Source organism: Bacillus sp. 05T22 (assembly GCF_056396765.1).
In genome coordinates, this window is record NZ_JBFTMC010000019.1 from 1 (window position 1) to 20,811 (window position 20,811).

Here is a 20,811-nt window from a genome sequence, read left to right on the forward strand (position 1 = left end):
GATTAAAGGATTATACAAATATTGGGTAAAACAAAGTATACTCAATATAGATAAATATAATTAATTTAATTAGGAGTGATTTTTATATTTAAGCAAAATGCAAAAAGGATACTTATATCATTATTAACAAACCCAATATTAATAATTGGATATTGGATTTTTTGTTATGAGTTAGCTTTATTCTGTATGTATGGAAGAATGAATTATAATATTTATATTTTATTATTATGTATAGTATTTTTTATATCTGTAATTACATTTACGACAATGAGAATTATAAAAGATAAAGAATATGAATCTAAAAAATTAATTAATTTAAATGCATGGAAATATATTTCTATTATCATTATTGTTGTAATCACATCATTTTATGGTGTAAAGATTTATAAAAGTGCAACAAATTATGAAGGCAAACTTGCATGGTTTATAGAAAGATTAAAAAATGAAAGATCAGTTAAATTTGAACATAATAATATATATGAATATGGGGTAGAAGGCATTTTTGAAGATATAAATAAAAAATATACTTTGCCAAAGAAATTATATATGGCAACTGATTTTGATCTTACATTTCATTCAGATGGAACAATCACAGCGTTTGATACATTTGTTTATGGGAAAAATGCTGATGGGAAAGAGGAAACTTACTTAATAACTTATAATAAAAATAAGTCACAAGATATTACTATAATACGAAATGGATATGCAAAACCTGATTATGATGAAGATAAACTAGTAGAACCTCTAATTAAAACGGTTAAGGCTATTCCAGTTAAGAAAACAGTTAGTAAGTGGAATGAAAGTAAGTATGAATTGGTCTATTATGGAAAAAGGAATTGGGGATACAATACAGAGGGAATTATTAATATTAATGAGGATGGTACGGAGCATAATCTTAAAGAAGCAACTTCTGAAATCATTGGATACACTGTATCTATATTTGTCCCTGGAAAAGAGAAAGAGTTAGTACCGGCTAGATATAACTTAATAGGTGACCCGAATTGGAGTAAACCAAATCAAAAGAGTTCTAAAGAGAAGCAACAAGATTTAACGAATAGCAAGGAACAGTTTTACCTATCAAAAGAAGTTGGTTATAAACTAAATATGACAGAGAAAGCATTAGGTAGTGCTTTTTATTCACTAAGCAAGACTACTGATGGAGGTAAAACATGGGAGGTTATAAATACAGACCCATTTAACAGAGGAATTGGTAGTGTATCAGGAATAACCTTTATAAATGATAAACTTGGATTTTTAGGAGCAGTCAGACCTTCTGGTAACGAGGGAGAGTTATATCGTACAGATGATGGGGGCTTATCTTTTAAAAAAGTAAATTATCCGCCTCATGAAGTGAAATTAGATCATACACAGTCTATAATAAGTCCTTTTGATTCTCCAGGTATGCCTTATGAGAAAGATGGAGTTTTTAATATGTTAGTTGGACAAGGAGCAGACGGAGATTATAATGGCGATAGTAGCGCACTTTATCAATCAAAAGATAAAGGAGAAACATGGGAATATATAAAGGAAGTTGAATGACCCCTCCTTAACACTCTTATCGATTACTTGTTGCTTTTGCATATCAGAACGTGTATACAATTGTTTGTTTTCCTTATATTTTCTTTGTTTATCTAAAAGAGCAGAGTTATAAGTTTGACGACAATATTGTAGCCAACGATCTAACGTTTCTTTTTGTTCTTTGGTTGGGAAAATCTCGTATTTTTGGCTTAGCAACATTGTCATCCCCTTCCCCTTTTTTCGATATAGTTTTTCAGATTCCTAAACACAAAACAGAATATACGTTCCCCTTTCTGCTAGTATACACAAAGTTACATAAAAAGGAAATAGAAACTTCGTGCTATGTACGACCAACATTCATTCCCCCTACCACCTGGGCTATGCCCTACACGTGCTTGAGGAAGGGGACTTCTGTTGGAGCACTGTTAAATAAATAAAATGGCCTCCGTTGCAGGTGCAACGGTGAACAATACTATAAGTAAATAGGTTTAAGTATATAACTGTTTTTCCACCCCGCACAGGAGAAGTACGGAGCATAAATAATAAAAACAAAGAAGCAGAAAATCACTTAGGATTTCCTGCTTCTTTGTTTTTATAAAGAAAATACTTGAGAGACTGCTATTAGCTAGTACACGACAACCGGTTCATAAGTACTGAGATTATCATACACGGTTTTCGCAACACTAGGAGAGAGGTTGACACATCCGCCTGAACCTCCCGTTAAATAGGCATTATTTGCCCAGTTTGTCCGCCAGCCAGCATCGTGGAACCCTTGTCCGCCGTTTGTGAACGGAGCCCAGTAATCTACCTTAACGGAATAATCAGGTTTACCTACTGCGCTGCCTTTGAGTGTGTACGGTGATCGTTTATAGAGGATATACCACACACCCGGTGATGTATCTTCACTCGTACTATGTTTACCTGTCACTACATTCGTTGTGACTGCCAAATTTCCATCTTTGTAGATCCAAATTTGCTGTTCTGCAATCGACACTTCCGCATACGTGTCTCCAATGCCATTATTCGCTGTTGTTTCATAACCGATGCCTTCTTTATTCCAGCCATTTCCGTAAATATTAGAAGCGGAAAGCGATTTTTCCCCTTTTTCGAAGGCTTCTTGGATTCGTTTTGCTTCTTTTGCAACATCTATTGCCCAGCCATAGCCTTGTCCTTTTACTGATATGACCGAACCAGAATGGGTTTTAAATGTGAAGTCTTTATTTAATGTTGATTTAGAATTATTAATTTCAGTAATCTTGTTCTTAATGTCGCTCGCGTCGATTGTAACCTTCATATCCTTTGACATAGAGGCATTTTTAATTAGATCTTTAGCTTTTAAAGAGTAAACTTCATTCTGTACCTTATAATCAATGGTTTGTTGAAGAAGATCCTGTAGTGCTTTCTCTTCTTTTTTTACAATAGGATTGTTTTCTTTAATAGGCTGTATGTATACAGGCTTCAGATGGATTTCACTTTTATACTTCTGCTTGTCGTAATCCTTTAATAGACTAACGACATCATACTGTTTTCCATCAATGCTTTTTGAGATAACAACTTTGCCCTGTTCGAGCTTCGCCATAGCATCTTGAGGCGCTTTTAAATCTTTATTCATAGATAAGAGCTTTTCTTCTACAAGTTTTTTCATTGTTTTACTTCGATACTGATCCGCCTTTTCTGGTAGCAGCGAATAATTTTTTTCCTTTGAGGAAGGGGAAAATGTCCATTGGCTTTTTAATAGTTTCTTAACTTTAGGCAAATCTTCTTCCGTAAGTTCCGTTTGCGTATCTTTTTCATCTAAAATTTGTTGTTGGCCGACATAGACTTTGTTCTCTAATCCAGATGCTTTTAATTTCTGCATTGCCTGATCAGCAGTCAGACCGCCGACTTTTGTGTCATTAATCGTAACATGTGAATTGAAACGGGTTGCCTGATAATAACTCATTCCCCCAATTAGAAGTGCAATTATAACGACGCCACCCGCTGTGATAAACTTCCAATTTTTAAAACGCTTGCTTGAGTTTACCCGTTTTCTATCAACTTCTTCAACCGATTCATTTATTGTGTTGTTGTTCATAAATATTTCCTCCACATACCTAATATAATCCCAGTATCAAAGTCAACCGACTTTAAACTAGTGTTTTTGCATCCAAAACAAAACCAATGATTAGTGTACCTTATTATTCTTAAATTTTCACTTTTTTTTTACCAAATTTTACAGTATTGAGTTGGTCAAATTTGAATTTTTGTTCATAGAATGAACGTGTTAATAACCAGTAGATAAACCAAAGGGATTATAAAGTTTCACATAATTTATCTTCTTTAATCCTTTTTTTAGGCAGTTATATTATATAATTAGGATATATTATCCATACAAGTTTGAGGAGTATTAATCAATTAGAAATATATCTTAAGAGTAAGTAAGATGAGGAAAGAAAGAGCACCTCCTTGGTAAGACAAGAGGTGTTTCAATTTGAAATACGATGACAATGTGAAAGTCAAATGACGCGATAAATTACAATAACCGAAAGTGAACTTTGCAGCCTCGTTAAACGTAACCTAGCGATAGGAAAAAAAGGGAGAAAGGCAATAAAATGTACACAACAGTCCTACATATAACAGGCTTATTTTGTAGCACATAGAGAATGACATATAGTATTGTATACCCCAAATCCTTCTTAAATGATAGCTAAATTCTTTCGATTCACAATGAATAGCCCCTTCCATCCCCCTTGTAAGCCCCTTAAAAGCCCCTTAAAAGCCCCTTACAAGCCCCTTACAAGTAATAAATCATTACAAAAACAAAACAAAAAACTACTACTACAAGAATCTCCCCGAAAGAAATAAAAACGTAGTAGTAATTTTTTATAAAATTAAATTACCCAATTTCCTCACTTGTCTTTATATCTATTAAGGAAACGGCAATTTCATATTTGCCGTAAAAGGTGGGAGGGATCAATATGGCAGTATACCGGAATGTACAGGTGAATTTTTGGCAGGATGATTTTGTATTGGACTTAACGCCGGAGGAACGATACTTTTACATATACTTGCTGACATGCTCTAAAACGACGCAATGCGGCATTTATCCGTTGCCGAAGCGTTTGGCGGAGATGGAAACAGGCTATAACCGGGAGACTGTTGAGAAGCTACTGCAGCGGTTTATTGACTATGGAAAAATATTATATGATGCAGAAACGAAGGAGCTATACATCCAGAACTGGGTGCGCTATAACCCAGTTACGAACACGAACATCGAGAAATGTGTGTTGCGTGAGCTAAAGACTGTGAAAAGCAAAAAGTTTTTACATATGTTTCTTCAAAAATGTTTGGAGGAAGGGCTGAGCATTCCGCTGTTATTGGAGCATTTTGGTATGCCGGTTGAAGAGTCTCAAGCTGTTCCTCAAGATGATGCCGAAAGCTGTGAAACAGATGGGGAAATTGATTTGGGAGGTAATGTATTCACGTTTTATGAACAAAACTTTGATAGCTTGTCACCACATACGATGGAGGAACTGAATGCGTGGATGGATGATCTGTCAGATGAACTTGTATTGAAAGCACTCCAGATTGCCTATGAAAATAACAAGCGAACGCTTGCTTATCCCGCATTAACGGGCAGTAAGACCCCACCTTAAGATTCAAAGAGAATCAAAGAAGGTAGGTGGGGGATAACTGCCCGTAAAAGCCCGATTGGTTCAACTAACCATCAGTGGGGGGAAAGCCCCCCCACACTGATGGAAGTTTCACTTTATGTGAAGGGCATTTTACGGGACTGGCATGAAAAAGGATATACGAGGCTTAGTGAAGTAGAGGAAGCAGCAGTGAGGTTTCGGAAGAAGGAACTGTCTGTTGCCCATGATACTGAGAAATTTCTAAATGATTGTGAAGAATGGGAGAAAAACGTACCGTCTGAAGAAGAGCTACGGAGGTTTTTAACGGAACATGGGTGGCGTCCGTGACTTAGATTGTACACTATTGATTTCATATGTATAGTTCATGCGCATAATACATTGGCAGAAGTAGACACTAAATGAGCTATCTTGTGTTACTATGAAAAGAAGATTACGAAAAATATCATAGAATGCTTAAAATTTTTGTTTTATGTAACGGAAAAAGAAAGGCGGTGAGTCTGTTAATAAAAACATGAATAGGCAAATGTCTATGTTTTTAATAGCAGAAAACAATGAACAATTACAAATTAACAATTCAATATGACGGCGGCCGCTATAAAGGCTGGCAACGTCTTGGAAATAATGATAATACGATTCAAGGAAAAATCGAAAGTGTATTATCAGAAATGGTTGGACACGAAATAGAAATCATGGGATGCAGCAGAACAGATGCTGGTGTACATGCTTTGAATCAAGTAGCGAACTTCAAGGTCGATGAAAAATTAGCAGAACCGAAAATTAAGAAGTATTTAAATCAATACTTACCAAACGATATTAGTATTAAGGATGTGGAGTTAGTCTCTGAACGTTTCCATGCTCGCTACAATTCGAAAGCGAAGACGTATTTATATAAAATTTGGAATGAGGAACATACGAATCCATTTATGCGTAAATACAGCATGCATGTTGGGAAAAAGTTAAATATTGAAAACATGCAAAAAGCAGCGCAATATTTAATTGGTTCACATGATTTTACTGCTTTTTCTAATGCTAAATCTAAAAAAAAATCTATGGTTCGTGAAATATATATGCTCGATGTCGTGGAAAGTGAAGGTTTCATCCAAATTAGAGTGAGCGGAAATGGATTTCTTCACAATATGGTGAGAAAAATCGTTGGAGCGTTAGTAGAAGTTGGATTAGGTCAGTTAGATGCTGAAGTGATCCCACAAATTTTAGAAGCGAAACAACGAAATCAAATTAATTGTCTTGCGGATGCGAGTGGGTTGTATTTGGAGAAGGTTGATTTTTAGGAAAAAATAAAGACCGTCCTTTCGGAACGGCCTTTATTTTTTGTGCTTATAGAACATTCTAAGATTACGTATTTAGCCCATACTTTTTTAATCGATATTGCAAGTTTTGTCTACTTAATCCTAAGTATTTTGCGGCTTGCGAGATATTTCCATTATGTTCTTTAAGAATTTGAATAATATATTCTCTTTCCATTTCTTTTATTGTGTTCTTTAAAGTTTTCGATGTATGATCTAATTTATCTGTTTCCCATCTAGCTAGAGGAGGTTGAATAGGGAATTCGTTTTTTGTTAGCTCATAAAAACGAGCTGGGGTATGGGATGTTGTAATAACGTCCTCATCTTCAATTAAGTTCATAGCCCCTTCAATTATGTGCTCTAATTCGCGTATATTGCCGGGCCAATCGTGTTTATAGAAGAAATTTATTACGCTGTCATCCACACCTTGTACTCGTAAACCAAACTGCATATTATATTTTTCAATAAAGCTATGAAGAAGCGGTAAGATGTCTTCTTTCCGCTGTCTTAAAGGTGGGAGAAATAAAGTGACGACGCTTAGTCTGTAATATAAATCTTTTCGCAGGCGATTATGCGTGATAGCTTCAATCGGATCTTCATTAATGGTAGTTATGATTCGAACGTCGACTTCTTTTTCTTGTGATCCGCCGATTCTTCGTATTGTTTTATCTTGTATTGCCCGCAATAATTTGGCCTGAAGTGCAGGGCTTAGCGAGTTAATTTCATCTAACAATAAAGTTCCACCATGGGCTTCTTCAAATAAGCCTGGTTTATCGATTGCGCCTGTAAAAGCTCCTTTATTCGTACCGAATAATAAGCTTTCCATTAAAGTTTCAGGAATGGCAGCACAATTTTGTGAGATAAAAGGTTTTCCAGCACGTTGACTTTCATTATGAATACTTTGTGCAAATAGTTCTTTTCCAGTTCCTGTTTCTCCCACAATCAGTATAGAGGAAGAGGTACGCGTTACTTTTTTTGCTTCTGTAATAACCGATTGAATCGCACCTGAATTACCTATTATATGATTGAAGGTAAATTTCGTATGATGCCCTCGAATCGCGCCTCCTTTACTCGTTTGCCTTAATGGAGGAAATTCTTTTACGATTTCAACAGCGCCCTTGATTTTTCCATTCTTCACTATAGGGAAGGTGTCATTAATCGTTGTAATCTCTTGCCTCTTATTATTAAAATAAGTCTGTTTTATATTTTTCTTTGCTTTTCCAAGTGTTAATGCTCCTATAAGAGTACTATTCTGGTTTTCTTCAAAAACAAATACTTCTAAAAGATTTTTATATAGTACATCTTTATGATCCATCGATTCAATCTCCATCATTTTGCGGTTATAAATGATCGTCTTACCTTCTTCGTTAATCATGTGAATGCCAATATCAATTTCATTCAGTAAAGTTTCATATAGCATATTCATTTCAACTAATTTTTTGAAATTGATTTCTTCTGTATACATGTTTCATCTTCTCCTTGTTATACCTTATGAAGACTGATTTTTCTTAATTTTAATAAAATTTTTGCGAGTATGCAAAAAAAATTTGCGTGTTTAAGGTGAAAAATCTTTAAAAGAGAAGAAAGATATTGCGTGGAATTCAGATTTTTTCAGTACTATCTCTTAATCTTAAGTAAGAAATTAGGTTGGTATATATCTTGCATGAATAGTAGTTGAATCTTATAAATTTGGAGGTGGGGAAAAGAGTTACATGCGCACTTAATAAGAAAGAGGGGTTTAAAAGATGAAAACAGTAATAGAAAACGTGTACAGCCCTTGCTATGGCAGAGTTACAAAATTATTTATTAATGAAAGTTCCTACGTATATGAGTGGGAGAAATTAGCTTTAATTGAAACAATGGATGAACGGAAAGTAGAAGTTAAAGTGGGAATCAGCGGTTATGTGGAATTGCTAGAAGTAGAAGAAGGACAAGTTATCACGGAGCAAACATTATTAATAACAGTCAGGGATGATTTATTGATTACAGGAAGTGATTAATATAGTCCTTCTGGATGATGTACCGTTTTCTAAGGATCTTTTAAACAATTGTGGAAAATTATAAAAAAATTTTAGTAACAACTATTTATCGTGTGATAGTATTTCCTTGGATTGGGAGATTTTCTTTTGAAAAATCTCCCTCTTGTTACAAGTCTATCGTAATCATGAGTATGCACTTTATTTTTTTATATTATTTTTTAAAGCGTTTACATTTCTGCTAGGGGGCTCATATGGAAAAGCAAAATCAGGAGTTAAAGCGAGAGCTAAAAAGTCGACACATATTTATGATTGCACTTGGAGGGGTTATTGGCACAGGTCTTTTCTTAGGATCAGGTTATACAATTCATGAAGCAGGGCCAGGCGGTGCGATTGTAGCGTATCTTGTTGGGAGCTTTGTTATGTATTTAACGATGCTTTGTCTTGGAGAGTTAGCTGTTGCTATGCCGAATGCAGGATCTTATCAAATGTATGCTACAAAGTATATTTCGCCTGCGGTAGGTTATGTAGTTGGTTGGATGTCATGGTTAAACTGGGCTGCTACGATAGGGATTGAGTTGATTGCAGTAAGTATTTTAATGAAGCGCTGGTTTCCACATGTACCATCTTGGATATGGTGCGTCGTGTTTGCAGTCCTTCTTTTTTCGATTAATGCATTATCCTCACGGAGTTTTGCAGAGGTTGAGTTTTGGATTGCCGGCATTAAAGTAATTACAATTATTGCATTTATTATTTTAGGCGGGGCAGCGATGTTTGGATTTTTACATATGAAAGGAAATGACGCAGCACCGATGCTTTCAAACTTTACTGATCACGGGGGACTGTTCCCAAATGGACTGAAAGCGATTCTAATTACCATGATTGCCGTTAATTTCTCCTTCCAGGGGACCGAAATTGTTGGGATTACGGCCGGTGAGAGTGAAAACCCGGAGAAAACCATTCCGAAAGCAATTAGAAATACAGCTTGGCGTATATTCATTTTCTTTATACTTTCTATGTTTATACTCGCTGGGTTATTCCCATGGGAAAAAGCGGGATTAGTAGAAAGTCCATTCGTAGTTGTATTTGATAAAATTGGGATTCCGTATGCCGCAGATATTATGAACTTTGTTATTATTACAGCGGTGTTATCAGTAGCAAATTCGGGCTTATATGCAACTTCTCGTATGCTTTGGTCTATGTCGAAGCAAGGGATGATTAGTCCGATTTTTGGGAAGTTATCTAAAAAGGGTGTTCCTATTTATGCATTACTTACAAGTACAATTTTTGGTTGTCTTTCTTTATTATCTGGTATATATGCAGAGGATACAGTTTATTTATGGCTTCTTTCTATTGCAGGATTCGGTGGAATACTAGTCTGGGCATCGATTGGTTTATCAAATTTTCTTAGTAGAAGAATGTACGTAAAGCAAGGCGGGGATATTAAGGATTTGAAATTTAAAACGCCGTTGTATCCGTTTGTGCCACTTCTTTGTTTCGGATTAAATATGACTGTAATCGTGGGCATGGCTTTTATTCCAGATCAACGTATGGCATTGTATTGTGGTGTTCCATTTATGATTGTTTGTTTACTGTTTTACCGTGTTACAAAAAATAAGAAAAAATCAATGGAACACATTGAAAAGAAGGACACAATAGAAGTAAAAAGTTTATGATGGAATTTTAGGTTTGATTTTTATGTAGATGAGTAATAGTGTTATACAAAATCAACCGTAGGGAAATTCTAGATATGTCAGCAACAGTAACAGATGGCGGGGGTTTAGTGAGTTCAATATTCCGGCTGTCATTTATGGACCAGGGACTTTAGAGGAAGCGCATTCTGTAAACGAGAAAGTTGAAATTAGCCAGTTAATTGAGTTTAGGAAAGTTATTGTGGCTTTTATATACGAGTGGTGTCATACACAAAAATAAGAAAAAATTAAGGTTTTCATAATAAAGAGATAAGGTACATTATGTAATATGAAAGGTACCTGTCGTGGAATCGTACAAGCTTTTATGTTTGTACGATTTTTTTAGTAGGAACTATTTCAAAATCTAGGTAAGCTAAGCTTCCGAAATAGTTCCATATGTTCTCCAAGAAATCCTCTACGTTTTTTTTCTCATTTCAGCCAACTTCTCTTTTGCTAATTCCACTGCGATAGCATCATCTAAATAGCCAATTGGAAATATATAATCAGGGATAATGTCTGTTGATAAAACGAAATACAATAAGGCACTCCCGATGATAGCACGTTCTTGGAAAGGAATGGATTCTTTGCAAAATTGATGATACATATCTGTTAATTGCTCAATGAAAGGTCCTGTGCTATCAATTTGTTGCAGTTTTGTTGAGAAGCTTTCATGAATACGTTTTTGTCCTTCTGTTGTTTGAGCGTATCGCTCATAACTTTCGAGTTCCTGTTTTACACGAGTTGTTGTGTAGTCGTAATCAAATAGGTTAGATGATTGTAATGTTTGTTGAATTGCATCTATGGATGTGTACATATCCGTCTTTTCTTTTTTTTCATAGGGAAAATCCGTATGCATGGAATCATATAAAACTTGCATAGGAACTTGCAGACATTCTGCAAATTTTTGCAGGTGTTTTTGTTTTGCTTGTTGTTTACCATTTATAATTCTTGAAATTGTGGAGGGATCAATGTTTGTAAGTGTTCCTAATTGGCGCATAGATAAGGCACGTTCTTTTAACAATTTTTTTAATAAGGTACCAAGTTTATCATTTGGATTTTGAATAGACATAGTTTTGGCACTCCTTTTTTTCTAAGGTGTTGAAAAAATGTGGAGCTTTTTATTACAAGTATATGAAGCTGACAGTCACAGTTGCTCAACATTTGCATAATATGCAATGAAAAGTGAACAGAAGGAGTGAATGTTGATGAGTACGGCGGGTTTATTTTCAATTTTTTTGATTGGAATTGCTTCTAATTTAGATAATGCAGGTGTAGGTATTGCGTATGGGATTTGCAAGATTCGAATTTCTTGGTTTAATAATTTTATCATCGCCTTTTTTGGTTTCTTATTTACTCTATTGGCTGGCTTTTTTGGAAGTTGGATTTCATTGTTTATTTCAGATTTTATGGCAAATTTAATAGGTGCACTTGTACTTGTACTAATTGGGGTGTTTGTTTTATGTCAGCCCTTACTTAGTAAGCAAGAGGAGGTTTTAGAGAAAGATGGAAGTATGGTGGGGATATTACGTAATCCGGAGAATGCTGACTTTGATGACTCTAAAACAATCGGTTTTTCTGAAGCACTTGTACTAGGTGTTGCATTATCAATTAATAATATTGCAGGGGGATTTGATGCGGGAGTAACCAATTTGAACCTTTGGTGGACTGCGATTATCTCAGGTGTATTTAGTTTTATTTGTATTAGAGGTTTTTCCTATATAGGGAAGAGATTTTTAGCGGAATATTTAGGGAAATGGGCAACAATTATTGCTGGCATGTTACTGATTCTTATTGGAATTGATCAATTGATGTAAGTTTAGCTGGGAGAACAATATTCGAATATTTCCTTGGAAATACAACAAAGTACTGCATATATCGACGTGTTTTTCTTCATACTAACAGTGATTTCTTTTAAAGAAAGGGGGATGAGTATGGGGCGTGGTAAAGCATTTGATCATAAGAAAAAAGGTCATGATCATCAGCCGCCTAAAGGTGCTTATATTCATAAAGATGTAAATGAGCATACATTAGAAGAGGAAGAATTACCTGTTAATATTGAAACGTATAAAAATAGTTTAAAGAAACATTAAAGCACCTATGTAGGTGCTTTTTTAGCGTATGTCTTCAATTAATTGTTGTGATTCCTCATACATGCCATATTCACCTAGAACTTGAATACAACGCCATTTTAATTCCTCAATACTTGGTTCAAGTTCTTCGGGGAGGACATGATGAATGTCTTCAAGTCCCATTCCAAAATGAATAAGCTCTAGTACTTGATCATCAATATTTCGATCCATTAATAATTCCAATACTTCTACATTGAATATGTACCGATAAGCCTCATCGGGGGAAACAACTTTTAATTTTAAGCTTTCTACAATACTGAGTATAAAAAGAAGGATGGTTTTTTCTAGGACAGGCTGTTCCTCCATTTGAAAAATAAGTTTCATTTCTTTTACACCTCCACCGTATAGCGTTAGGTTGTACTATATTATTCGGGAGGGGGGAACAAATATGCATAATAAAAAAAGTTATCCTATTTAAGTGGGGCAGGATAACTTTTTTATTTGGTGGAATTTGAAATTTAAGTATAGGTAATGAAGAAAACTGTCATTAAGAAACCTTTTTAAAAAATACTCCAACTTTCCTGAGCGGAGAGTAACTCTAATATTTTAAATCCAGCGATACTATTTCCATTTGCATCTAGAGCCGGTCCGAAAATACCGATTCCTATTTCGCCTTTTACGCAGCCAAAAATACCACCGGCCACCCCACTTTTTGCGGGAATACCAACGCGGATTGCAAATTCACCAGATTCGTTGTACATGCCACATGTTACCATAAATGTTTTGCAAATTTTTGTGATATGTCTTGGAATAATTTGTTTTTTCTTATATGGATCGTAGCCATCCATTGCGAAGATTAAACCAATACGTGCTAAATCAATACAGTTTACTTCAATAGCACATTGACGTGTGTATAAATCCATTAATTTCTCGATATTGCCATCAATGATGCCATTTTGCTTCATATAGTAGCAAAGAGACCGATTTAAGTAAGCAGTTTCTAGTTCAGAGATGGCTACTTTTGAAGAGTAGTTAATTGTAGGATTGTCTGTAATATCACGTACAAAGCGGAGAATTCGTTCCATCTTCTCTTCGTTACTATCTCCTGTAAGCATACTTGTAATAGCTAACGCACCAGCGTTAATCATTGGATTAAGAGGTTTAGAAGGGCTAGTTGTTTCTAGCTTAATAATAGAATTGAATGGGTCACCAGTGGGCTCCATTCCAACTTTAGAGAATACATATTCTTCACCGCGATCTAGAAGAGCAAGTGCAAGTGTAATTACTTTTGAAATGCTTTGAAGGGTGAAGAGTGTTTGTGAGTTACCAGCATGGATATATTCTGTCTCTTTATGGTAGATAGCAATCCCTAAATCGTCTGGATTTGCATTTCCTAGTTCGGGGATATAAGTAGCAAGTTTCCCTTTTTTTGTATATGGCTTTACTTGTTCTAACAGCTGTTGTAAGTTATTTGTTTCGATGCACTGCATAATACCACCGCTCCTGTTCCTTTTTCACTAAGTTTACTGTTCCCTATAAACTTGGAAATAAATAATAACATGAAAAAGTGGAATGATAAAATGAAACTTCTATTTGAATAAAAATTGAAAAAACAATATAACCCCTTTTTTAGTTGGGAGAGAGGATCTGGCCATGCATAGAAGCGGTCAGATCTTCTTCCTGCCCTATGCCAAGTAAAACAAAAAGAGAAAACGAGGGCAGGTCACCTTTTGTTCTTCATAGCCGTGGCTTATATGTTGGAAAATCAAAATGGCTGTATAGTTGCCGTATCTTTCATTTTAGTCGGTAATAAAAGGAGAATTCCCCTTTTATATAACAGTTTGGAAATGGGGAATATATCCATAAAAAGCCCGCAAATAAAAGCTACACATCTATACAACTATATGTTAATATGGTTATGTAATAGAAAGCGTTTTCTAAGGTGCAATTATAATGATAACGATTTCATAAATTGAATAGGGGGAATTACAATGTTGCAGTTTCTACAACGTATTGGTAAAGCGTTAATGCTTCCAATCGCAGTGTTACCAGCAGCAGGATTATTGCTTCGTTTAGGTCAACCAGACGTATTTGATATTCCTGTTATGGCACAGGCCGGTGCAGCAATCTTTGATAACTTAGCACTTATTTTTGCAATTGGTGTTGCAATCGGTTTATCTGTTGATGGTAGTGGTGCCGCAGGTCTTGCAGGTGCGATTGGTTATCTAGTTATGAAGAATACAACTAATACTTTAAGTGTTAGTTATTCAACAGCAGAATTAAATGATAAATTAAAAAGTGTTCAAGACTTACTCGGTTCAGTTGATCCAAGTAAGTTAGCGGATACAATGACAAAAGTTTCAAAAGCATCGGCTTTAACACCGAAGATAAATATGGCTATACTTGGTGGTATTATCGCCGGGGTTGTCGCTGGCTTATTATATAACAAATTCCATAAGATTAAATTACCAGAATGGTTAGGATTCTTTGCAGGAAAACGATTCGTGCCAATTATTACTTCTGTTGTCATGCTTCTTTTAGGATTAGTATTCGGTCAAGTTTGGCCAACAATTCAAAGCGGTATTGATGCAGTAGCACACGGTATTGTAAACTTAGATGCAATCGGAGCTGGTCTATTCGGTTTATTAAACCGTCTATTAATTCCAATTGGTTTACACCATGTAATGAACACATATTTCTGGTTTGTACTTGGTGACTTTACAAATGCAGCAGGCGATATTGTTCATGGTGATATCGCACGCTTCTTTGCGCAAGATCCATCAGCAGGTATGTTTATGACTGGTTTCTTCCCAATTATGATGTTCGGTTTACCAGCAGCATGTTTCGCAATGATTGCGGCTGCTAAACCAGAAAAACGTAAAATGGTTACAGGAATGTTAGTTGGTCTTGCTTTAACATCGTTCTTAACTGGTATTACAGAACCAATTGAATTCTCATTCATGTTCTTATCTCCAGTATTATATGGTATTCATGCTGTATTAACAGGTATTTCGTTATTTGTAACAACAAAACTTGGTATTCACGATGGTTTCTCATTTAGTGCCGGTGCGATTGATTATTTCTTAAACTTAGGTATTGCAACAAAACCGTTATTATTAGCGGGAATTGGTTTAATTTATGCAGCAATTTACTTTGTGGTATTCTATTTCCTAATTAAGAAATTTAACTTAAAAACTCCAGGTCGTGAAGATGATGAGGAGTTAGTAGAAGAAGGTGAAGCACCAGTTGCAGGATCTATCGGTGAAACTTACGTAGCAGCATTAGGCGGAAAAGACAACTTAACCGTTATTGATAACTGTGCGACTCGTTTACGCCTACAAGTCAAAGATGCAAACTTAGTAAATGAGCCAGCATTAAAACGTGCCGGTGCAAAAGGTGTTATGAAATTAAGTAATACAAGCGTGCAGGTTATCGTAGGTACAAACGTTGAATCTGTAGCTGATGATATGAAAAAACATGTATAAATAATTGTAAAAGAGGATGTTCAAAAAGGTCGATAAAGTTGATCTTTTTGAGGACATCCTCTTTTTTTATAGAAATATTATCGGGAATCTTACTTTTGAAAATTTTCTTTTTCTTTTTTGTACATATTTGTTGGTAATACGTTCGTCACATGATAAAGTAGGGATGGTATAAAACAAAACTTCCATTAGTTAGGAGAAATTAGAGGGTATCTTTTTTATGAATGGATTAAATTATTGATAAATAAGGGGAAAAAAGAACCATGAATGAAGAAAAGGATAGCGTCAGTATGAAAGCCCGTCGACCGGTTACATACATAAAAAGAACGGTCATTCTCATTGTATTGTTTTCGCTTGTATATTTTGTGTTTACAAAAATTACTTCACATAATAAGAAAGAGAATGCGTTAAAAGCAACTAGGGAAGTAAAGAAAGAAACGGTACAAAAACAAGCAGAACAAAAACAAGCAGAACAGCCTCCGGAAGTGCCACCGCAAGCTAAGGAAGTGGAACAACCTGTCCAAGGACCACCACAAGAAATTAATGAGAATGCCAAATTAGATGAGTATTTAAAGAGCAAAAATTTTAGTGGAACAGCAGTTGTTGTGAAAAATGGAAAAGTACTTTTGAATAAAGGGTACGGGCTGGCAAATCAGGCGAAACAAATACCAAATAATTCAGAAACAACATTTTATATTGGCTCAATTTCAAAGGCATTCGTAGCGACAGCGATTATGCAGTTAAAAGATCAAAATAAAATTCAAACAGAGGATACAATAGCGAAATATATTCCTAGTTTTCCAAGAGGTAGCGAAGTTAAGTTAGTTCATCTATTGACACATACATCTGGAATTCCTGAATATGAGGCAGGGGCAGATGATATTTCTCATGAGGAATTGTTGAAGCGAATTGGACAACAAAAACCTTTATTTAATCCAGGTGAAAAATGGAAGTATTCGGATTCCAATTATTCAATACTTGGTTACATTGTTGAGAAAGTTAGTGGACAACCGTTAGAAGAATATATTAAACAACATATTTTTGATGTTGTAGGCATGAAAAATTCGGGCTTTGGTACTGAATTAGAGAAAACAAAGTATCCTTCTACTGGTTACAAGATTGTAAATAATAATATGACAGTACCTGCTATCCCGAGCATGTCACAATTATATGGAAATGGCGACATATATACGAGTGCAAATGATTTATACTTATTTAACGAAGCGCTATTTTCTGGGAAGCTAATATCCAAAGAAAGCTACAATCAAATGTTTACAGCATTTAAAAAAGATTATGGATTTGGATGGTATGTAAATCCGGGAAGTTACTCTAATCACGGTGTAATGCCGGGATGGAATTGTTTAAATGGATTTAGTAGAAGTGGTAATGCGTATGTTATTTTATTATCTAATATTCAAAATAATATTAAATCATTTGGTACGGTTAATAATGATATTTATACGATGTTGCAGCATATTGAAGTGTAAGAGACTATCTTTTGAGGTAGTCTTTTTTTCGTGTAAGTTGAGAAGGGATATATTTATTGAGATAATGAAAAAAATGGAAAAAGGGGGATGTTATGAGCATTTATAAGCATCATGCACGTAATGCGAGGCGAACATTGTTTGTAGCTATTATTGTATGGGTTATTATTACGATTGGATTTGTAGTGGAATATCGAAAAGGAACAGTTTTTAGTTCGGAAAAGGATACTCTAAAATCAATAAGTATTATGTTATCAGCATGTATTCTACTAATTTATGGTTTGATAGAAAGAAGTAGAGCAAAAGGGATAGAGCAGGTAATTCAAGACAAAGAAATCTCCTTATTGTTGGAGCAGCGGAGATTTGTTATCCGTAGAGAAACAGGTATATTTAAGACAGTTACATACTTTGGATTAGATGGAAATACAATAGGAGTGCTCAAAGAAAGATATAATTCTCAGATTCAAAAGATATGGAAATGTATCTTATCGTTTTTCTTTAAAGGAATGCATGAGCAGCAATTTTATTTATGTAATGAATTAGGAGAAGAGCTGTTAATAGTCAAGAAGAAAAGGGGCATACGGAATTCGTATTCATTTCATAGCATAAAGGGAGAGAAAATTGGTGAATTGAACCAATTGCTAAGTTTAACAAAATGGGAATGGTGTTTTTTATCAGTGGATGGACAGGAAGTTGGGAAAATTACAGGAGATTTATCGACAACGATGCAAAAGGGAAAGTGGCAAGATGGAACTTATATTGATGTAAAAGAAGACGGCATTCCACTAGAAGCAGTTCAATATTTTTCAGCAAGTGGCGGGTCACTTGTTTCGATATCGGTATCTGAACATGCGGATTTTGAAAAAGCGGTATACTATGCGGTAACAACAATTATAACCTTTAAAAATTAGAAGACATCGTAGTAGGATGCCTCTTTTATTGGAAAAGTATAGAGTTGACAATTAAACTTCGTTGTAACTACAATTGTTTCAACTTGATCGTAAAGGGGAAATTAATCATGAAAAGAAGTGTACCAAACAGGTACACTTCTTTCTATTCTGTTCTAAAAAAACTATAACAGAATAGGAGGTAAGGGTATTACAGTTTAAAATGGGTATGACCCTTTATACTACAGAATAGGCTTCGTTTATAAGAATACCAAAAAAATACAATTAAGGAAAGAGTTAATTTAAAAGAGCTTTAAATGAAGTTAACACTATGTGTATAGTGGTTTGTTCAATATTTCACAAACGTGTCACAACTATCTCATTCGCTTTTTAAAAAAAAGTAGTATTCTAAATGTGTAAGCTGTTATATAAAAAATCTTAGTCCTGTACTAATCAAAAAATGGAGGAGATTAGGATGACTCAAGTATTAGAAACTGCAAAAAATTCATGGACAAACTTTAAAGGTGAAAAGTGGAAAGTAGAGATTGATGTTCGCGATTTCATTTTAAATAATGTAAACATTTATGAAGGTGATGAAACTTTCTTAGAGGAAGCAACAGAAGCAACGAAGAAACTTTGGGATCAAGTTATGGATTTAACAAAACAAGAACGTGAAAATGGCGACGTCCTTGATATGGATACAAAAATTGTTTCTTCTATTACATCGCATGACCCAGGATATTTAAATAAAGATATTGAAAAAGTAGTTGGTTTTCAAACTGACAAACCATTTAAACGTTCTTTACAACCATACGGTGGTATTCGCATGGCAGAGCAAGCTTGTGAAGCTTATGGATACGAAATGGATAAAGAACTTAGCCGTATTTTCAGAGATTGGCGTAAAACGCATAACCAAGGTGTATTCGATGCTTATACTCCTGAAATGAGAGCAGCTCGTAAATCAGGCGTTATTACAGGTCTTCCAGATGCATATGGCCGTGGCCGTATTATTGGTGACTATCGCCGCGTTGCATTGTACGGTGTTGATCGTTTAATTGAAGCGAAAAAAGAAGATTTAAATTTAACTGGCGGTGTAATGAGCGAAGAGACAATGCGTTTACGTGAAGAGTTATCTGAGCAAATGCGTGCACTTCAAGAATTAAAACAAATGGCTGCTTCTCATGGTTTTGATATTTCTAAACCAGCAACAAATGCACAAGAAGCGTTCCAATGGTTATATTTTGCTTATCTTGCAGCGATTAAAGAACAAAACGGTGCAGCGATGAGTCTTGGCCGTACATCTACTTTCTTAGATATCTTTATTGAAAGAGATTTAGTAAACGGTACATTAACAGAAGAAGAAGCACAAGAAATTGTGGATCACTTCATTATGAAATTACGTCTTGTGAAATTTGCAAGAACACCTGATTACAATGAATTATTCTCTGGTGATCCAACTTGGGTAACGGAATCTATTGGTGGTATTGCACTTGATGGTCGTCCATTAGTAACGAAAAACTCATTCCGTTTCTTGCATACATTAGATAACTTAGGACCAGCACCAGAGCCAAACTTAACAGTTCTTTGGTCTAAACAATTACCACAGAACTTTAAAAACTACTGTGCAAAAATGTCTATTAAAACATCTGCAATTCAATATGAAAATGATGACATTATGCGCCCAGAGTATGGCGATGATTACGGTATTGCTTGTTGTGTGTCTGCAATGAGAATCGGTAAGCAAATGCAGTTCTTCGGAGCTCGTGCAAACTTAGCTAAGACACTATTATATGCAATTAATGGCGGTAAAGATGAAAAATCAAAAGAACAAATTGGACCTGAATTTGCACCTATCACTTCTGAAGTATTAGATTACGAAGAAGTTATGCGTAAATTTGATATGACAATGGAATGGCTAGCAGGTTTATATTTAAATACATTAAATGTAATTCACTATATGCATGATAAATATAGCTATGAACGCATTGAAATGGCACTTCATGATACAAATGTTCTTCGTACAATGGCAACAGGTATCGCTGGATTATCTGTAGTAGCTGATTCTTTAAGTGCAATTAAATATGCGAAAGTAAAACCAATTCGTGATGAAAATGGCATTGCAGTTGACTTTGAAATTGAAGGTGATTTCCCTAAATACGGTAACAACGATGACCGTGTAGATGAAATTGCAGTAAACCTTGTGAAAACATTTATGAACAAGCTTCGTAAACATAAAACATACCGTAACTCTGTTCATACAATGTCAATCTTAACAATTACATCTAACGTTGTATATGGTAAGAAAACTGGTAACACTCCAGACGGTCGTCGTACTGGTGAGCCATTTGCACCAGGTGCAAATCCAATGCATGGACGCGATACAAAAGGTGCACTAGCATCACTATTATCTGTTGCAAAATTACCATATGAAGACGCACAAGATGGTATTTCTAATACATTCTCAATTATTCCAAAAGCACTTGGTAAAGAAGATGATGTACAAGTACGCAACTTAGTATCTATGCTAGATGGATATGCTGTAAAAGAAGGCCATCACTTAAATATTAACGTATTTAACCGTGAAACATTAATGGATGCAATGGAACATCCTGAAAAATATCCACAATTAACAATTCGTGTATCTGGTTACGCAGTTAACTTCATTAAATTAACTCGTGAACAACAAATCGATGTAATTAACCGTACAATGCATGAAAGTATGTAAGTAAAAAGTTTCCCTCTGTTGTAATAAAAGCAGAGGGAGGCTG

General features: G+C 35.1%; 16 protein-coding genes and 3 pseudogenes. 13 read left to right on the top strand and 6 right to left on the bottom strand.

Annotated elements, in window-relative coordinates; translation table 11 throughout:
- The first annotated feature begins 75 nt into the window (after positions 1–75).
- Positions 76–1,539, top strand: coding sequence for a WD40/YVTN/BNR-like repeat-containing protein (locus AC1DIT_RS08885; protein WP_016132524.1), 1,464 nt, complete (start codon positions 76–78; stop codon positions 1,537–1,539).
- A 15-nt stretch (positions 1,540–1,554) separates the two neighbouring features.
- On the opposite strand, the pseudogene AC1DIT_RS08890 reads toward AC1DIT_RS08885, so the two are convergent.
- A pseudogene (locus AC1DIT_RS08890) lies at positions 1,555–1,743 on the bottom strand (helix-turn-helix domain-containing protein); the annotation flags it as partial.
- Positions 1,744–2,143: 400 nt separating this feature from the next.
- Positions 2,144–3,592, bottom strand: coding sequence for a L,D-transpeptidase family protein (locus AC1DIT_RS08895; RefSeq protein WP_016112961.1), 1,449 nt, complete (start codon positions 3,590–3,592; stop codon positions 2,144–2,146).
- A gap of 883 nt (positions 3,593–4,475) precedes the next feature.
- On the opposite strand from AC1DIT_RS08895, the gene AC1DIT_RS08900 reads away from it, so the two are divergent.
- The 3 genes and pseudogenes from AC1DIT_RS08900 to truA all read left to right on the top strand — a co-directional run bounded on the left by AC1DIT_RS08900 (position 4,476) and on the right by truA (position 6,439).
- Positions 4,476–5,153: a DnaD domain-containing protein gene (locus AC1DIT_RS08900; protein ID WP_016112962.1), complete on the top strand. Its 678-nt coding sequence runs from the start codon at positions 4,476–4,478 to the stop codon at positions 5,151–5,153.
- A gap of 114 nt (positions 5,154–5,267) precedes the next feature.
- Positions 5,268–5,477, top strand: a pseudogene (locus tag AC1DIT_RS08905) (DnaD domain-containing protein); the annotation flags it as partial.
- Between the two features lie 224 nt (positions 5,478–5,701).
- Positions 5,702–6,439, top strand: coding sequence for a tRNA pseudouridine(38-40) synthase TruA (gene truA, locus AC1DIT_RS08910; RefSeq protein ID WP_016112964.1), 738 nt, complete (start codon positions 5,702–5,704; stop codon positions 6,437–6,439).
- A 64-nt stretch (positions 6,440–6,503) separates the two neighbouring features.
- On the opposite strand, the gene AC1DIT_RS08915 is transcribed toward truA, so the two are convergent.
- Positions 6,504–7,919 carry a sigma-54 interaction domain-containing protein gene (locus tag AC1DIT_RS08915; protein ID WP_016132372.1) on the bottom strand — a complete coding sequence of 472 codons (1,416 nt, stop codon included), beginning with the start codon at positions 7,917–7,919 and terminating at the stop codon, positions 6,504–6,506.
- A 280-nt stretch (positions 7,920–8,199) separates the two neighbouring features.
- Here AC1DIT_RS08915 and AC1DIT_RS08920 point away from each other — a divergent pair, with 280 nt between their 5' ends.
- The 3 genes and pseudogenes from AC1DIT_RS08920 to AC1DIT_RS08930 all read left to right on the top strand — a co-directional run.
- Positions 8,200–8,454 carry a biotin/lipoyl attachment domain-containing protein gene (locus AC1DIT_RS08920; protein WP_003194859.1) on the top strand — a complete coding sequence of 85 codons (255 nt, stop codon included), beginning with the start codon at positions 8,200–8,202 and terminating at the stop codon, positions 8,452–8,454.
- Positions 8,455–8,684: 230 nt separating this feature from the next.
- Positions 8,685–10,106: an amino acid permease gene (locus AC1DIT_RS08925; RefSeq protein ID WP_016112966.1), complete on the top strand. Its 1,422-nt coding sequence runs from the start codon at positions 8,685–8,687 to the stop codon at positions 10,104–10,106.
- A gap of 68 nt (positions 10,107–10,174) precedes the next feature.
- Positions 10,175–10,362: pseudogene (locus AC1DIT_RS08930) on the top strand (acetylornithine deacetylase); the annotation flags it as partial.
- A gap of 174 nt (positions 10,363–10,536) precedes the next feature.
- Here the strand turns inward: AC1DIT_RS08930 and AC1DIT_RS08935 are convergent.
- Entirely contained in the window at positions 10,537–11,190 is a 654-nt protein-coding gene (locus AC1DIT_RS08935) for a helix-turn-helix domain-containing protein (RefSeq protein WP_016112968.1), read from the bottom strand.
- Positions 11,191–11,326: 136 nt separating this feature from the next.
- Here AC1DIT_RS08935 and ytaF point away from each other — a divergent pair, with 136 nt between their 5' ends.
- Together ytaF and AC1DIT_RS08945 are read left to right on the top strand one after the other, a co-directional pair.
- Positions 11,327–11,935 carry a sporulation membrane protein YtaF gene (ytaF, locus tag AC1DIT_RS08940; RefSeq protein WP_016132526.1) on the top strand — a complete coding sequence of 203 codons (609 nt, stop codon included), beginning with the start codon at positions 11,327–11,329 and terminating at the stop codon, positions 11,933–11,935.
- Between the two features lie 117 nt (positions 11,936–12,052).
- The gene (locus AC1DIT_RS08945; RefSeq protein WP_016112970.1) at positions 12,053–12,211 is read left to right on the top strand and encodes a hypothetical protein; all 159 of its coding nucleotides are present in this window, start codon (positions 12,053–12,055) and stop codon (positions 12,209–12,211) included.
- 21 nt (positions 12,212–12,232) lie between these two features.
- Here the strand turns inward: AC1DIT_RS08945 and AC1DIT_RS08950 are convergent, their stop codons facing one another.
- Both AC1DIT_RS08950 and glsA read right to left on the bottom strand, forming a co-directional pair.
- The gene (locus AC1DIT_RS08950; RefSeq protein WP_016112971.1) at positions 12,233–12,574 is read right to left on the bottom strand and encodes a DUF3969 family protein; all 342 of its coding nucleotides are present in this window, start codon (positions 12,572–12,574) and stop codon (positions 12,233–12,235) included.
- Between the two features lie 176 nt (positions 12,575–12,750).
- Positions 12,751–13,680: a glutaminase A gene (gene glsA, locus AC1DIT_RS08955; RefSeq protein WP_016112972.1), complete on the bottom strand. Its 930-nt coding sequence runs from the start codon at positions 13,678–13,680 to the stop codon at positions 12,751–12,753.
- A 501-nt stretch (positions 13,681–14,181) separates the two neighbouring features.
- Here glsA and nagE point away from each other — a divergent pair.
- The 4 genes from nagE to pflB all read left to right on the top strand — a co-directional run bounded on the left by nagE (position 14,182) and on the right by pflB (position 20,768).
- Positions 14,182–15,675 carry an N-acetylglucosamine-specific PTS transporter subunit IIBC gene (nagE, locus tag AC1DIT_RS08960; RefSeq protein WP_016112973.1) on the top strand — a complete coding sequence of 498 codons (1,494 nt, stop codon included), beginning with the start codon at positions 14,182–14,184 and terminating at the stop codon, positions 15,673–15,675.
- Positions 15,676–15,935: 260 nt separating this feature from the next.
- Complete coding sequence (locus AC1DIT_RS08965; RefSeq protein ID WP_016112974.1) at positions 15,936–17,159, top strand: serine hydrolase domain-containing protein; 1,224 nt, start codon at positions 15,936–15,938, stop codon at positions 17,157–17,159.
- 92 nt (positions 17,160–17,251) lie between these two features.
- Positions 17,252–18,067 (top strand): hypothetical protein, encoded by an 816-nt coding sequence (locus tag AC1DIT_RS08970; RefSeq protein ID WP_016112975.1) that lies wholly within the window; start codon positions 17,252–17,254, stop codon positions 18,065–18,067.
- Between the two features lie 451 nt (positions 18,068–18,518).
- A complete protein-coding gene (gene pflB / locus AC1DIT_RS08975; RefSeq protein WP_016112976.1) occupies positions 18,519–20,768 on the top strand; it encodes a formate C-acetyltransferase in 2,250 nt (749 codons plus the stop codon).
- Positions 20,769–20,811: the final 43 nt, after the last annotated feature.